At 69.5% G+C, this 13,967-nt stretch carries 12 protein-coding genes; 4 read left to right on the top strand and 8 right to left on the bottom strand.

The window, feature by feature from the left end; genetic code table 11:
* Positions 1 to 7: 7 nt before the first annotated feature.
* A complete protein-coding gene (locus tag DI276_RS37730; protein WP_112272718.1) occupies positions 8 to 1,168 on the bottom strand; it encodes an alpha/beta hydrolase in 1,161 nt (386 codons plus the stop codon).
* Between the two features lie 76 nt (positions 1,169 to 1,244).
* A complete protein-coding gene (locus DI276_RS37725; protein ID WP_112272716.1) occupies positions 1,245 to 1,604 on the bottom strand; it encodes a PaaI family thioesterase in 360 nt (119 codons plus the stop codon).
* Between the two features lie 154 nt (positions 1,605 to 1,758).
* On the opposite strand from DI276_RS37725, the gene polA reads away from it, so the two are divergent.
* A complete protein-coding gene (polA, locus tag DI276_RS37720; protein WP_232837232.1) occupies positions 1,759 to 4,386 on the top strand; it encodes a DNA polymerase I in 2,628 nt (875 codons plus the stop codon).
* A 53-nt stretch (positions 4,387 to 4,439) separates the two neighbouring features.
* On the opposite strand, the gene DI276_RS37715 is transcribed toward polA, so the two are convergent.
* From DI276_RS37715 to DI276_RS53155, 6 genes are all read right to left on the bottom strand, one after another.
* Positions 4,440 to 5,372: a toll/interleukin-1 receptor domain-containing protein gene (locus DI276_RS37715; protein ID WP_157985195.1), complete on the bottom strand. Its 933-nt coding sequence runs from the start codon at positions 5,370 to 5,372 to the stop codon at positions 4,440 to 4,442.
* Positions 5,359 to 5,865, bottom strand: coding sequence for an RNA polymerase sigma factor (locus DI276_RS37710; RefSeq protein ID WP_232837198.1), 507 nt, complete (start codon positions 5,863 to 5,865; stop codon positions 5,359 to 5,361). The genes DI276_RS37715 and DI276_RS37710 overlap by 14 nt, the downstream gene beginning before the upstream one ends.
* Before the next feature lie 76 nt (positions 5,866 to 5,941).
* Entirely contained in the window at positions 5,942 to 7,363 is a 1,422-nt protein-coding gene (locus DI276_RS37705; protein WP_112272710.1) for a dynamin family protein, read from the bottom strand.
* The gene (locus tag DI276_RS52695; protein ID WP_112273424.1) at positions 7,360 to 9,123 is read right to left on the bottom strand and encodes a dynamin family protein; all 1,764 of its coding nucleotides are present in this window, start codon (positions 9,121 to 9,123) and stop codon (positions 7,360 to 7,362) included. Before DI276_RS52695 ends, DI276_RS37705 begins: the two co-directional genes overlap by 4 nt.
* Before the next feature lie 7 nt (positions 9,124 to 9,130).
* Positions 9,131 to 9,697 (bottom strand): IniB N-terminal domain-containing protein, encoded by a 567-nt coding sequence (locus tag DI276_RS50450; RefSeq protein WP_157985194.1) that lies wholly within the window; start codon positions 9,695 to 9,697, stop codon positions 9,131 to 9,133.
* A gap of 66 nt (positions 9,698 to 9,763) precedes the next feature.
* Complete coding sequence (locus DI276_RS53155) at positions 9,764 to 10,336, bottom strand: hypothetical protein (protein ID WP_112272706.1); 573 nt, start codon at positions 10,334 to 10,336, stop codon at positions 9,764 to 9,766.
* A 246-nt stretch (positions 10,337 to 10,582) separates the two neighbouring features.
* Between DI276_RS53155 and DI276_RS37685 the strand changes: the two genes are divergently transcribed.
* From DI276_RS37685 to DI276_RS37675, 3 genes are all read left to right on the top strand, one after another.
* Positions 10,583 to 12,046 (top strand): Hsp70 family protein, encoded by a 1,464-nt coding sequence (locus DI276_RS37685; RefSeq protein WP_157985193.1) that lies wholly within the window; start codon positions 10,583 to 10,585, stop codon positions 12,044 to 12,046.
* 83 nt (positions 12,047 to 12,129) lie between these two features.
* Positions 12,130 to 12,552 (top strand): hypothetical protein, encoded by a 423-nt coding sequence (locus tag DI276_RS37680; RefSeq protein ID WP_157985192.1) that lies wholly within the window; start codon positions 12,130 to 12,132, stop codon positions 12,550 to 12,552.
* Entirely contained in the window at positions 12,549 to 13,940 is a 1,392-nt protein-coding gene (locus tag DI276_RS37675; RefSeq protein ID WP_112272700.1) for a helix-turn-helix domain-containing protein, read from the top strand. The genes DI276_RS37680 and DI276_RS37675 overlap by 4 nt, the downstream gene beginning before the upstream one ends.
* Positions 13,941 to 13,967: the final 27 nt, after the last annotated feature.

Below are 13,967 nucleotides of genomic sequence, written 5' to 3'. Positions count from 1 at the left end.
CTTTCGTTTACCTGCGGTCGAAGTCGGCCAGGATCCGCGGCAGGGCGAGCTTGGCCGCCTTGCCGTGGTTGACGTCGGGGCCGAGGTCGATGAGCGTGGACGTGGCGCGGTGCTGCTTCAGGCGTTGGTCGCAGTAGGCGGACGTTTCCAGGAGTGTGTCCTTGTCGCCTGCCGACGAGTAGATCTGCACCGGAACCCGCGGCCGCCAGTCGCAGTAGCCGTCCGCCTCACGCAGCTTGGCGCGGAGGACTCCGGTGGGGTTGCGCAGGCGTTCGAAGTAGGTGTCGGTCAGCAGCTCGCGCATCGTGGCGGGCAGGTGCCGGAAGATGTCCTCGTTGCGGTGGTCGCCGTCGAACAGGGCTGCCACCGACGGGTCCTTGAAGACCTCGGCCGGGTCGTCGTAGAGGTGGAAGAGGCGGTTCCAGGCCACCGTCCAGTACGCCATGTACGCCACGCCGTTGGAGATTTCGTCGTTCAGCGCCTTGCTGACGAGCAGACTCGGCTTGAAGGGGCCGCCGATCGGGGCGAGCGCGCCGACCTCGAACCGGCGGTCGTGCTGCAGGGCCTTGCCCATGGCCATGGTCGCGTGGCCGCCCTGCGAGTGGCCGGTGATCATGACGCGCGGATCGGGGCGCAGGCCTGAGCGGCCGGCCAACTGCCTGGTCGCGCGTAAGGCGTCCACTGAGGCCGTAACGGTGGACGGGGCGTCCACGTACGGGTGGTGGCCCGGGCCGGTGCCCAGGCCCAGGTAGTCCGGTGCGGTGGTGAGGTAGCCGGCGGAGGCGAACAACAGGGCCGCGGCGCGGTCGTTGCCGTCCGCCACCGAGGCGACCGAGCCCCGGTAGCCGGTGGTGCCGTGCAGCCAGGCGACCTGGCGTGGCGACCTGGTGTTGTTGCGCGGTAAGACGACCAGGGCGCTGGCCGTGGTCGTCCTGCCTTGCGGGTCGATGGTGCGGTAGACGATTCGTCGAGCGTCCACGCCGAACCGGACGCGCGAGGCGTCCAGGCTGTAGTCCCCCAGATACTTGGCGACCTGGTTGGCGTCCATGGTGGACACCGGGACGACGTCGAGGAGTTCGCCGCGGTTCGAGTGCGCCGCGGCCGGGACCGAAGCCGTGGCCACGACGGCGCACAGGACGGCTGCCGTCAGTCGAGTCGAGAAGGTCATGCCTCGACGATGTCGAGGTGATCTTGGTTTGACACTGGGGTGAACCACACAGCTGAGGTGTGGTTCACCCCAGTGCTCAGGCGCCCGGCGGCTTCGGGCGCAGCAGGCACGTGAGGCGGGCGGTGCAGGTGCGCTTGCCCTCCTCGTCCGTCACGACGATCTCGTACGTCGTGGTGCTGCGGCCGAGGTGGATGGGGCGGGCCACGCCGGTGACCAGGCCGTCGCGCGCCGCTCGGTGATGGGTGCAGGACAGCTCGAGACCCACCGCGATGGAGCCGAACTGGGACGCGTGCATCGAGGACCCGAGCGACCCCAGCATTTCGGCGAGCACGGCGTTCGCGCCGCCGTGCAGCAGGCCGTACGGCTGGCGGTTGCCCTTGACCGGCATGGTGCCGACCATCTCCTGGACATCCCATTGGGTGATTTCGATGCCCATGCGGACGTGCAGTTGTTCGTCGGCGTACTCCACGGGCAGGTCGGCGGTCACACAGGCTCCCAGGGCTCAAGCGAAACTGTCAGACCCCCACCCTAGACTCGGACTCGTGACTAACTCAGACGTGAAGCGGCTCCTGCTCATCGACGGTCACTCGATGGCCTACCGAGCGTTCTACGCCCTGCCCGCCGAGAACTTCGTGACGAAGACGGGCCAGGTCACGAACGCCGTGTACGGGTTCACGTCCATGTTGATCAACATCCTGCGGGACGAGCAGCCCACGCACGTCGCGGTGGCGTTCGACGTGTCGCGCAAGACCTTCCGGTCCGAGCAGTACCCGGAGTACAAGGCCGGTCGCTCCAAGACGCCGGACGAGTTCCGCAGCCAGGTGTCGCTGATCGGCGAAGTCCTCGACGCACTCCAGATCTGCAAGATGGAGAAGGAGGGCTACGAGGCCGACGACATCATCGCCACGCTGACCACCCAGGCGGTCGAGCAGGGCTACGAGGTCGAGATCGTCACCGGCGACCGCGACGCGTTCCAGCTGGTCAACGACAAGGTGACGGTGCTGTACCCGGTCAAGGGCGTGTCCGAGATGGGCCGGTTCACCCCGGCGTACGTCGAGGAGAAGCACGGTGTGCGGCCGGACCAGTACGCGGACTACGCGGCGGTGCGCGGCGATTCGTCGGACAACCTGCCGAACACGCCCGGCGTGGGCCCGAAGACGATCATCAAGCTGCTCAACCAGTTCGGCGGGCTGAACGAGCTGGTCGACCACATCGACGAGGTGCCGGGCAAGGTCGGCGAGGCGCTGCGCGGCAACCTGGCGAACATCATCATGAACCGCCAGCTCACCGAGCTGGTGAAGGACCTCGAGCTGCCGTACCAGATCGAGGGCCTCGAGGTGACGCAGTGGGACCGCGACGCCGTCCACCGGCTGTTCGACGAGCTCGAGTTCCGCGTGCTGCGCGACCGGCTCTTCCAGACGCTGACGACCGCCGAACCCGAGGCCGAGGAGGGCTTCGAGGTCTCCGGTGGCGCGATTCCGGCGGGCACGGTCGCCAAGTGGCTCGACCAGCACGCCCGCAAGTCCCGCGTCGGTGTCGCGCTGCGCATCACCGGCAACGACATCGAGGGCGTCGCGCTGTGCACGGCCACCGGTGAGGGCGGCTACGTCGCCGTCGCCGAGCTGAACGAGGCCGACGAGAACGCGCTCGCCGCGTGGCTGGCCGACGAGAGCGTGGCCAAGGCGGGCCACGACCTGAAGCTGCCGTTGCGCCAGGTGCGCGCTCGCGGGTGGAAGCTGCGCGGCCTCACGTCGGACACGGCGCTGGCCGCGTACCTGGTGCGTCCTGGCCAGCGTTCGTTCGCGCTCGACGACCTGGCGCTGCGCTACCTGAAGCGCGAGCTGCGTGCGGAGGAGTCGGGCGACGGCCAGCTGTCGTTGCTGTCGGACGAGTCCGAGGAGGCGCAGAAGGTCGCCACCAGCACGATCCTGCGCGCGCGGGCCGTCGCAGAGCTCGCCGACCGCCTGGACACCGAGCTCGTCACGATCGGCGGCGCCGACCTGCTGGCGAACCTCGAGCTGCCGCTGATGAACGTCCTGGACGACGTCGAGGCGGTCGGCATCGCGATCGACGTCGAGCACCTGTCGTCGCTGGAGGCGCACTTCGCGGCCGGGGTGAAGGACGCGGCACAGGAGGCGTACGCGGTCATCGGCAAGGAGATCAACCTCGGCAGCCCGAAGCAGCTGCAGACGGTGCTCTTCGACGAGCTGAAGATGCCGAAGACGAAGAAGACCAAGACCGGCTACACCACCGACGCCGACGCGTTGCAGAACCTGTTCGAGCAGACCGAGCACCCGTTCCTGCAGCACCTGCTCGCGCACCGCGACGTCACGCGGCTGAAGTCCACTGTGGACGGCCTGCTCAAGTCGGTCGCGGACGACGGCCGCATCCACACGACGTTCCACCAGACCATCGCCGCCACCGGCCGGCTCTCGTCGACCGACCCGAACCTGCAGAACATCCCGATCCGCACCGACGAGGGCCGCCGCATCCGCCAGGCCTTCGTCGTCGGCGACGGCTACGCGGAGCTGATGACCGCGGACTACAGCCAGATCGAGATGCGCATCATGGCCACGCTGTCCGGCGACGAGGGCCTGATCGCGGCGTTCAACAGCGGCGAGGACCTGCACACCTACGTGGCGTCGCAGGCGTTCTCGATCCCCACCTCCGAGGTGACGGGCGAGATGCGCCGCCGCATCAAGGCCATGTCCTACGGCCTCGCGTACGGCCTGTCCGTCTTCGGTCTCTCGCAGCAGCTGCGCATCCCGACCGAAGAGGCCCGCGAGCAGATGGAGGCCTACTTCGCCCGCTTCGGCGGCGTCCGCGACTACCTCAATGAGGTAGTGAAGAAGGCAGGCAAGGACGGCTACACCGAGACCGTGCTCGGCCGCCGCCGCTACCTGCCGGACCTCACCTCCGACAACCGCCAGCGCCGCGAGATGGCCGAACGCATGGCCCTCAACGCGCCGATCCAGGGCAGCGCCGCCGACATCATCAAGGTCGCGATGCTCGGCGTCTACCGGGCGCTGGAGTCGTCCGGCCTGCGCTCGCGGATGCTCCTGCAGGTCCACGACGAACTGGTCCTGGAGATCGCCGAGGGCGAGCGCGAGGCGGTGGAGGCCCTGGTCCGCGACCAGATGGGCAACGCCTACCCGCTGCAGGTGCCGCTGGAGGTCTCGGTGGGCGTGGGCCGCTCCTGGGACGACGCCGCCCACTAACCGCAACAGGTGCCCCGGCGGCAGTGTGCCGCCGCCGGGGTCGGTGTTGCCTTTCAGCGCTTGGGCGTCAGGTGGCTGAAGAGCGCAGCCAGCGAGAGACGCTCGTCCGACGGGGACTCGTCCCGGAACTCGCGCTGGGAATACGGCCCGCGTGGTCCGGTCGACTCCACCGCCATTTCCAGGTCGATCGTCGCACCGTCAGGGAGGTGCAGCGGGGCGAGCGCCGGTATCGGTTCGCCCTGGTAGGTGAGCCGGTACTCGAAACGCATCGAGATCGCGTCATCGAGTGCGCTGAGCACGTCAGGGAGTGCGAGGCCGGTGCGCACGACTTCCATGAGCTCACTGCCGGTCGCCTGGGCCGGCACCGAGACCACGAAGGCAACGCCGAGATCTCGGCTGCGCACGTAGAGGCTCGACGAGCTCACATCCTGCGGGTTTGGATGTGGCGCGGGGCGCACTGGAAGACCGACGGCCCGGTCGCGATGCCAAGCCCTGGCGAGCTGTGCCGCGACCTCCTGCCAGCCGAGCCTCACCACGTCGAGGCATCGCCGCTCTGCCAGCAACGGTGGCAAGGGCGAGTCATCCAGCCTCACGATGAACAGAAACGATCCGCGCTTCGAGAATGTGCGCGCCAACGCGGCCGTGAACTCGGCTTTCATCCACGGGCTGCTGGCGAACGCTTCAGACCACAAGAGCACGTAGTAGTCGGACTCAGTTAGCGTTTGGGCGACGGCTTCCTCAGGTGTGGCCGGCACTTCGTCCAGGAATGCGTCGGATCCGGTCTCACTCAGGTGCTGACGGAGCAGTTCGGCAGCCCTTCGGTCAACTGAAGCGGAGGAGACGAAGATCCGCGGGCGGGCGGCGGTGCGCTGCTTGATGCGCGTCAGCGCGGCCTCGGCGTCGAGATCCGCTTCGACCGAGGCGGTGAGGTCGGCGTCGGCCTGCTCCAGCCAGGTGTCGAACTCCTCGTCCTCACTGCGGTTCATCGGTGCCACCTCCTCTCTCCTCGAAGTATTCGCGTTTGAGCCGTTCTCTGGCATGTCGCAAGGTCGAGCGCACGTTCGGTGCCGACATGTCCAGCAGCTCCGCGATCTCGGCGTGGTCGAAGCCGTCGAGGTGGTAGGCCATCACGAGGCGTTGCCGTTCGGGCAGTCGCGCGAGCCGGCGGAGGACCTCGTGCTTCTCCTCGATGATGGCGCATTGCCCGGAGTCGTCGCGGCTTCCGGCGTCACTCCAGCCACCGGCGATGGCCCGTTCGATGCGCTCGCGGTTGCGCATGGCCGTGTTGACGGCCGAGCGGTAAGCGGCTTTGCGGACCCAGCCGCGTGGGCGGGTGAGCGTCGCCCAGCTCTGGTACGCGCACGCCATGGCTTCGGCCGCCGCGTCCTCCGCTTCCAGCCGCCCGAACCCCGCCTTGCGCAGGAAGGCGACCAGCCGGGCGAAGTCCAGCCGGAAGAACTCGTCGAAGTCCGTCGGCACCACGGTTCCCCTCGGCCTCGCGTCCTGTCGTCGTCATGCTCAACAGGGCGTCGGCACCGTTATAGCGTGCAAAGGCTCAGCGCGAACGGGCCAGCAGCCCTTCGCACGTCCGCACCAGCACGCGGCAGGCATCGGCCGACTTCCGGCCCAGCATCGGGTTCTCCGCGTGCGCCTGCCAGCGCCGCAGAGCCGCGAACGCGCTCTGCCGCACCTCACCGGCCAGTGCGTCCGGCGCCAGGCCCAGCCGCACTGCCGGGGCGATCCCGGAGTCGCCCAGCAGCCGTTCGGCCTCTGGCACCATCGCCCCCGGCAGGGACACGACGCCGGACCGCAACGCCGACAGCAGGCGCAGTTCGGCGAACTCGTGGGTGCCCGCGAAGATCCGCTCCACCTCACCGGCCAGGCGGCCGCCGCCGGACGCGCGCACTACGCGGTCGAGGGCCAGCAGCGCGGATCGGGCCTTCAGCAGGTCGCGGCGCTCGCTGAACTGCGTGTGCAGCACGCGCTGCAGGTCTCGCAGGCCGCTGCGCGCCACCAGTTCGTCGGCCAGCGCCGCCTGCGAGCGGACGCCCTGGCGGATCAGCGTCACCGACAACCGGATCCCGAAGACGCCGAACCGGCGCAGCAGCGCAGCGCGTTCCTCGGAACCGGCGGTGAAGCGGTCCGCCGAGAGCAACGAGGACTCCAGCGACTCCCGCTCCAGAGCGGCCAGTGCCGACAGGGCGGTGAACTCGGCCTGGGTCAGCGTCCGGCCAGCCATGGCGACCAGGCCGGCCACCGGGACCACGTTCTGCGCCAGACCGTGCAGTTCCGGCGCGGAGCGGTAGCGGGCCGCGATGGCGCGGGCGGAGATCATCGCGTCCACCCGGCCGCCGGCGATCTCGTCGGCGCGGGAGATCACGGCGACGGTGTTGATGGCGGCCGCGCGGGCGACGCCCTGGTCGCGGAACGACTCCAGGAACGACGCGTCGGCCGAGTGCAGGTGCTTCATCAGGTAGACGACGGCGTCGGCCTCGGTCGGGGTCTCGTCGTCCGGGGTCAGGAACCGCAGGGCCTGCGCCGAGTTCTCGGCCGTCAGGGAGGCGATGCCCGGCGTGTCGATCAACGTGGTGTGCCGCAGGCTCTGCGACGGCCAGGACACGACCAGCCGGGAGACGGCGGCGCTGCCCAGGTCCATCGACAGGGCACCGTCGCGGCGCACCACCGGCAGCGAGACCGGGCTGCCGGCGACGGGATGCAGCACGACGCGCGGTGCGGGCCCGTCCTGGTACCAGGTGACGACCCGCGTGCACTCGCCGGCGTCGGTGGGGGCCAGCGAGTCGCCGACCAGTGCGTTCAGCAGGGTGGACTTCCCCGCCTTCACGCGGCCGGCGATCGCGACGCGCAGCGGTGACTGCAGGCGGTCGAGCTGGCCGCGGAGGAACGCCGCAGTGCGCGGCTGGTCCCGGTAGGCGTCGACGGCGAGCAACAGCACGCGGCGAACCTCGTCGATGATCACGGCGTCACCTCCGCGCGGACCTTCTCCAGTGCTGCCAGTTCCGCAGCGATCTCCTTCAGCCGGGCCGAACGGTCCTCCGACGAGGCCTTCACGGACTTCTGGGCCGACTGGATCGACTCCTGCAACGAGCGCTTGAGCTGTTCGGCCAGCGCGGTGAAGTGGTCGCGCAGGTCGCGTTGCATCGCGCGGAGCATGTCGCGGGACTCCTTGCCCGCGTGGAACGTCACGTCGTCGATGTAGCGGCGCAGCGCGGCCTTCGCGTCGTTCTGGCGGCGTTGGACGATGCGTTTGCGTTCGTCGCCAATGGTTTTGCCGCCCAGCAGCACCGCGGCACCGATCGAGATCGGGTTGATCAACGACAGCCCGATCGCGGAACCGAGCAGCCCGAACATCAGCAGACCCGAGTAGCCGCCGCGCAGACCGCTCAGGAACCGGCCGCCCACACCGAACTTCTCGTCGGAACGGACCTCCAGCGCCCGCACCGAACGCAGCGGGTCGCCGGAGGAAGTCTGCAGTGACGGCAAAGTCTGCTCGCGTTCGGAGTCGAAGTGCTCGGCCACGCGGCGGGCCAGCCAGCGGGCGCGCTGGGTCGCCCAGACAGAGTTCGCCGAAACGGCCGACGCGGCGGTGTCCTGGACCCATTTCGTGAACTGGTCCCAGATCTTCGTCGGGTCACCGTCCATGATGGACTCCTCGGCCTCGCGGACGATCTCGCGCATGCGGTCGCGCAGGTCGTAGTCGACGTCGGCGTTGAGGTCCGCGACGCCGTCGGACAGCGTCTGCTGCCAGCGTGCGGAACGTTCCTTCAGGCCGGCGGCACGTTGCTCGGCCGCGGACAGCTTGTCGATCAACGCCTGCGCGGACGCCGGGTCCGACTGGACCGACGACTCCGCCCGCAAGGACGAGGTGATCTGGTCGATCACGGCGTGCACGTCGTGTGCGGTGGAGCGGCGGGCCAGTGCGTCGGCCTCGCCCAGCACCTTCTTGCGGATGTACGTGACCAGCGGCGGATAGCCGGACTCGCGGTTCACGTCCTGGTCGCCCGTCTGCAGCGCGTGCCAGCGCAGCGTCGACGACACGGTGAAGAACGACGGCGTCAGACCGACCGATTCGAGGTGGGCCTGGTTCTGCGCGGCGATGAACCGCCAGTCCGGGTACAGGTCGGTCTTCGTCACGACGCACGCCACGTTCGGGCACACGGCCACGGCGTTGCGGAGGAACTCCAGCTCCGGCGCCGTGTACTCCTGCGACGCGTCGGACACCAGGAGCACCGCGTCGGCCGTCGGCAGCGCGGACATCGTCGCCGCGCCGTGGACGGAGCCGAGCCCACCGACACCGGGGGTGTCGACGAGCTCCAGCCCCTCGCCGAGGATCGGGCGCGGGATGCCCACCTCGATGTGGTCCAGCCGTTCCGCGTTGCCGGGGTTGCCCGACTCCGACGCGTACACGGGCAGCTGGTCCACCGGCACCTCGATGCGCGAGTCACCGCGCACGAGGGTGACGACGGGCTGTTCGGCGTACCGGACGACGGTCGGGACCGCCGTCGCGATGTCGTCGAACACCGGGCACACCGGCGCCCCGAGCAGGCCGTTGACCAGCATGCTCTTGCCCTGCTTGAACTCACCGACGACCAGCAGCCGCACGCGGTCGTCCTGAAGTCGTGCCCTTGCCTGGCGCAGTCGCGCCTCCAGGTCCGGCCGGCTGTAGCGCGCGATGGCGGCGAGCGCGCGGTCGACGGCCTCGATCGGTGTGGTCGTCATGGTGAGGTCACGCAATCACTGGGTCGGGTTCGGGAACGGGCTCCGGCTCGATGTCCACCGGCAGCGGCTCGGGCTCCGGCAGCTCGACCGGGTCGTCCAGCACGATCTCCGGGTCCTCCTCCAAGGGCTCCGGCTCCAGTGCGACGTCCTCCACGACAGGGGAGTTGAAGGAGTCCTTCACCTGCACGACGTTGGTGTCGTTGTCCTGGATGGCGACGGAGTTGACCTCGATGTCGTCGTCGGAGTTGAACGAGTCGTCGATGATCGTGACGTCCCGGTCGTCGATGCTGATGTTCTGCTCGATGTTGGTCACCGGCTTCTCCACCACGTACTCGCGCGTGGTGTGGTGGATCTCCCGGACCGGGTCGTCGTCGTGCGAGGACGATCTCTCCTCGCCGCGGGCGCGCACCCCGCCGGAATCGGCCATGATCAGCCGCGCGTCCCGGACGTCCTGTCCGGTGACGCCGTTCAGACCTGCCTTCTTGAGCTCGGAGTCGGGGTTCTCGTCGAACGCCTTCTTCGCGTCGTCGTCCTTCAGCAGGTTCATCAGGAAGTCGATCAGAGAGGACAGCATGTCCGGCTCCTAACGTGGAACGGATCAGCCCCACCCACCCCTCGCGCGAGTGGGGCCGATCCGGGATCAGAGGGCGGGCAGGTCCAGGTCCTCGACGATGTTGTCGATCTCGGTGTCGAGGTCGATGTCGAAGTCGTTGGCCTGGTCCGACACGGCGGTGAGGTCGGCGTCCTGGTCCGAGACCTGCGCGACGTCCTGGTCCAGGTCCTGGTCGGCGTCCACGTCGACGTTGGACTGCGCCGCGCCGCCGTTGCCGCCGGACGCGTCGGCGTCGCCACCGTCACCGGTCACGCCGCCGTTGCCGCCGAAGCCGATGCCGTTGCCGCCGGAGGTGGAGCCGAAGTTGACGTTGACCAGACCGTCCTGGTCGATGTCGCCGCCGGCGCCGCCGACACCGAGGCCGTTGCCCCCGTCGGCGCTGCCGCTGTCGCCCCCGACGGCCGTACCGCCGTCGCCTCCGCCGCCACCCTCGGTGTTCGTGACCGTGGTGGTGTCCTGGGCCTGCTCGGCGGCCTGCTCCGCGGCCTGCGGGTTGACCTGAGCCGTCTGCAGCTGCTGCTCGGCGGCGTTCGTGCTGTCCAGGTCGAGGTCGGCGGTCAGGTCGGCGAGGAACGCGTTGAGGTCGATGGGGTTGCTCATGTCCTGCTCCTTGGTGTTGGTCGCCGGCGGCGGTTCCGACCGGCTGACACCAACAAAGCTAGGTTTCGCAGCGGCCCCTGCCATCGGGATCGAACCCTGTTCGTCGCCGGCACGAACACAGGGATCGAGGGAGGACTGATGGCACCGATAAGGGATTGCCCCCTGTTTCGTCAACTGCGGTGAACCAGCCAACTGAGACGCACGTGTAGGTACGTCCGCTGCTGAATGGCCCAAGGGGAGTGTCCGATGTCGTACCAGGTTGGGCTGGATCTGGGATCGACCTTCACCACCGTGTCGACCTGGAGACAGGAACAGGCCGCGAGGCTTGAAGTGCTTGCGCCGTCTGTGGTTTTCCAGAGTCCGGACGGGACGTTCCTCGTCGGCGAGGACGCGGAACGCCGCGCGCTGACCGACCCCGGCCGGGTCGCGCGGCAGTTCAAGAACCGCATCGGCGACCCCACTCCGTTGCGGATCGGTGACACCGCGTTGACGGCGGAAGTGGTCACCGCTCGGTTTTTGTTGCGATTGCTCAGTTCTTTGCCTGACGGAAAGCCCGCGCGGGTGGCCATGACCTACCCGGCGGGGTGGGGCCACTACCGGCTGGAGTCGTTGCGGGCCGCGCTGTCCGCAGCCGGGCTGGCGGACGTGTCGTTCGTGCCGGAACCGGTGGCCGCGGTCCGGGCCCACGACGCCCTTGCGCGCCTGGACGATGGTGCGGCCGTCGCCGTTTATGACCTTGGTGGCAAGACTTTCGACGCCGCCGTGGTCCGCAAGCTCGCGGCCGACCGGTTCGTGCTGGCCGGGCCGCCGGAGGAGCTGGAGGTCGGCGGACTCGACTTCGACGAGGTCGTGTTCCAGCACGTCGTCGCGGCGCTGCAACCGGGTTGGGACGCGTTGGACCCGATGGATCCCGCGGTGCTGACGGCGGTTGCCGAGCTGCGGCGTGCTTGTACCGCCGCCAAGGAGAAGCTGTCCGCCGACACCGAGGTGCTGATTCCCGTTGCACTGCCCGGGATTTCGACGCGGGAGGTGCGACTGGGGCGGACCGAGCTCGAGTCGATGATCCGGCCGGCCGTCGAGGAGACCGTGGCCACGTTGGACCGCGCGTTGCGAGCCGCCGGAACGCCGCCGCACGAACTCGCCGCTGTGCTGCTGATCGGTGGTTCGTCGCGGATTCCATTGGTGACACAAGAGGTTTCCGCGCAGCTCGGCCGGGCAGTGTCGCCCGCGCCGAACGGCATGGCCGCCATCGGTGCCGCACTGGAGGCACGTGGTCGCGAACCGGAGCCCGCCGCCGTCGCCACCGCGACGTGGACCCGTCCGCCACTCCCGGAAGCGCCGAAGTCGGTGAAGCCCAAGCGGATGAAGCTGACCCCGCTGGTGGCGGCCGGTGCACTCGCGGTGGCTGTCGCAGGTGGGTTGCTCGCCAACAACGTGTTGACCAACAAGGCCGGCGCGAAGACGACGACCACCATTACGACGACAGTGACGACCACGACGGAGCAGTCCGAAGAGACCACGGTCGAGTACGTGCCCAACCAGCAGACGGCTCCGGCACCGCCGCCGCGGACGACCACGCAGCCGCCGAAACCCAAGCCCACCACCACGACCACGCGTCCTTCGACGACCACCACCACTCCAAAGTCCACTCCGCCGCCGAGCTCGACGACCACCACCACGAGCGGCACGACGAAAGCCGGTGCCCCGTGACCAGACCTGCCTCACCTCACAGACCGCGCCTCCAACGCTTTCAGCCCGTCGAACGGATCAAGCCGCAGGTCGTCAAGACGGCTGTGTGGTTGTGGCTCATCGCCGCGGTGGTGCAGCTGGTCAGTTCCGCGCTGGCGTTGACCGAGGCGCAGGAACTCCTCGCCGACCTCACCGCCGAGGTGGCGCAAGGGTTTCCGGCCGAGGACGCGGGTACGCGAGAACGGGTTGCCGTCGGCGTGCTGGCGCTGCTGCTCGGTACCGCAGGGCTGCTGGCGTTGCTGGAACTGGGTTTTGTGATCGCGCTGAACCGGGGGAAGCGGTGGGCGCGAATCGTGTTGGTGTTGTTGGCCGTTGTCGTGCTGGTGCACGCGGTGATCGCGGTTGGGGGACTGCGGTCGACGTTCCTCGTGGGCCTGGTGGTGGCGAGCGGAGTCGCCGTGCTCGCGGTGATCGCGTCGTTCCTGCCCGCGGCACGGGTGTGGTTCGGAGGGGGAGAGAAGAGATGAAGGCACCTGATGTCGAACAGGCGTGGAGAGCCGGGGACACGGCCGCCGCGATCGAGGCCGCGGACCGGATCCTCTCTGCGGGGGCGGACGAGGACTGCCTCGCCGCGGGAGTAGCTGCCGCAGCCGCGGCAGCCGATGGTTCGCTGCTCGACGCAGCGGCGAGGTGGCGGGTGATCGCCACCGTGCTGACGGGCGCGCCTGCCGTTGCCGCGCAGGGACGAGCGGCGCTGGCTGCTTGTCTGGGTGGCGACGTCGAAGCCGCCGACCGGGACCTGGCCGGGGCGCGCGAGCAGCTGTCTGGAGCGGCACCGCGCGGGCTCACCGTGTTCCTCGACGGTGTCGGCGCCGCGATCGAGGCGGTGCGCGGCGGGTTCGACCGCGCCGCCCGCAGGCTCGCGGGACTGGCGGTCGCGACGGTGCCGGTCGACGGCCTGGCCGCCGAGCAGTGGGACGACCTCGCCGTGACCGTGCTGATCGCCGGTGGCGACGACCGGACTGCGCAGGAAGTCCTGGCCGCGCACGAAGATCGTCCACCGACGGCGCGCCGCCGCCTGCTCACCGCCTGGCTGCATCTGCGGGCGGGACGGCTGGCCGACGCACGGGCCGCGATCGCGTCCGCCGGTGACGCGCCGGTGCTGCGCCGGGACGCCGTGCTCGCGGCGGCCGTGACGATCGGCCTCGCGCGCCGTGCCGGTGACGCGGACGCGTTGCGCGCCACGTGGCGTCGCGTCGCACCGGTCGTCGCCGGCGCGGACGCCGAGGTCCTGCTGCTCGACGCCTGGGGCGAGCTTTCCGTTGGCGCGGCGGCGGTGTCGCGGTTCGACGGCGAGACCGTCGTGGAAGCGATGACCTGTGCCATCGCCAAGGCCGGCGTGCCGGAGTGGGCGTTGCAGGCCAACCACTGGTGGAAGCTGCACCGCGCCGTTGGTGCCGGGGATGCCGAGGCGGCCACGCAGGCTGCGGCTGCGTTGCAGGGCACGGAACGTGGTGCGGCCGCGCACGCGTGGGCCTCCGTGGTGCGCGGCACCGTGGACGGCCGCGAGGTGGCGGCTGTGGCAGCCGGGCTGGACGACGCGTGGGAGGCCATGGCGTTGTGCGGTGCGGCCGCAGCTCGCCTCAGTGATCCCGCCGAGGCACGCGAACTGCTGAGCACCGGGCGGGCGTTGCGGGCGAGGTTTGCCACCGAGGAACCGGCGGACGGGCTGTCCAAGCGCGAGCGCTCCGTTGGCGAGCTGCTGTTGGACGGCTTGACCCAGAAGGAGATCGGCGCACGGCTCTACATCTCGCCGAAGACGGTGGAGCAGCACGTGGCGCGGATCCGGCAGAAGCTCGCGGTGTCCAGCCGGGCCGAGCTGATCGCGTCTCTGAGGTCGCGGCTCGCGGGCTGACGTTCTTGGCCCCATTGGAACGTATAA

Source organism: Lentzea terrae (assembly GCF_003265345.1).
In the GTDB taxonomy this organism is placed as follows: Bacteria; Actinomycetota; Actinomycetes; order Mycobacteriales; family Pseudonocardiaceae; genus Lentzea; species Lentzea terrae.
The sequence above is the reverse complement of the archived record's forward strand: the minus strand, read 5'-3'. Positions and strand labels throughout refer to the sequence as shown.